Annotated in this window: 3 protein-coding genes; all 3 read left to right on the plus strand. The window is 48.7% G+C overall.

Annotation, left to right across the window (positions count from 1 at the left end):
- Positions 1 to 297, plus strand: a 297-nt coding sequence (locus AC2VE5_RS28565; protein ID WP_486890885.1) for a sigma 54 modulation/S30EA ribosomal C-terminal domain-containing protein, incomplete at its 5' end; no start/stop codon positions are given.
- Entirely contained in the window at positions 298 to 690 is a 393-nt protein-coding gene (locus AC2VE5_RS28570) for a nuclear transport factor 2 family protein (RefSeq protein ID WP_486890886.1), read from the plus strand.
- A 220-nt stretch (positions 691 to 910) separates the two neighbouring features.
- Positions 911 to 1,084, plus strand: a complete 174-nt coding sequence (locus AC2VE5_RS28575; RefSeq protein ID WP_486890887.1) for a hypothetical protein — start codon at positions 911 to 913, stop codon at positions 1,082 to 1,084.
- Positions 1,085 to 1,101: the final 17 nt, after the last annotated feature.

A 1,101-nucleotide genomic window follows, 5' to 3' on the forward strand; every position in this document is an offset into this window, starting at 1 on the left:
GCAATGGCTGAGGAATCTGTTGTTGGGAGTGTCGTCCCTAATCTAATTCAAGATCGGACTCCTGAGCTGCCCCAACAAGTGGTGCGCAGCAAGTATTTTGCCATGCCGCCGATGAGCGTCGAAGCCGCTCTGGAGCAACTGGAGTTGGTGGATCATGACTTTTATATGTTCCGCAATCAAGAGACCGATGAAATCAACGTGATCTACGAGCGTAATCACGGCGGTTATGGAGTGCTTCAGCCCCGAAATGGGCAAGGACCGAGCAACAATAAGGCAGCCCACAGTGCTGCCCACTAAATGAGCAGCAGCGATCGCCAAGCAATCCTGGCTGCGAACGAGGCATTTTACCGCGCCTTTGAGAAAAAAGATCTTGAGGCGATGGCGGCTGTTTGGTCCCAGGGAATCAGCAGCCTTTGTGTTCATCCTGGTCGAAAAGTCCTCCAAGGCTGGGAAGATATCCAGTTCTCCTGGGAGCAGATTTTCCGCAATACCCGTTATCTGGAGATTGAAACCGAGATTTTGGCGATCGAGCAAAATGAAAACTTAGCCTACGTGATTCTAAGAGAAAATTTGCTCCAGGTTGTTGGTCGCCGACGGGTGCAAGCCCAATCCATGGCTACGAATCTGTTTGAGCGCATGGGCGATCGCTGGTATTTAATTAACCACCACGGGAGCCCAATTGCTCAATAAAAGTGGGTATCTCCGTACAACCAAACTTTATTCAAGGTCACCCCCCTGAATATGGGGATGATACCGTTTTGAATTTTTTAAGTGCAGGGCCATAGATTCGGCAGACTAGGTTCCTACCTCCGATAGAAGAACTTCCTGATCCTCTTCTAGAGGATCAGGGCTACAACCAAGATATAGTGCCATAATTCTAAAGTGCAGCAATTCTAAGAGGAACCCAACAGTGATTGAATTTAGTTCAAAAAAACTGCTTCGTTGGACTGCGGTGTCTGTAGTCTTTTTAGCTCTTGCGGCTGGATGTGAGGCTGGGGGCGAAGAAGAAGAAATGGAAGAGGAGGGGATGCTTCCAGGGGTTGAAATGCCTTTTGCAGTTCAAGTGATTGGCGAGAAAACATAGGAAGGTACAGATGGGAA

The organism is Aliterella sp. E5.1, assembly GCF_057473825.1.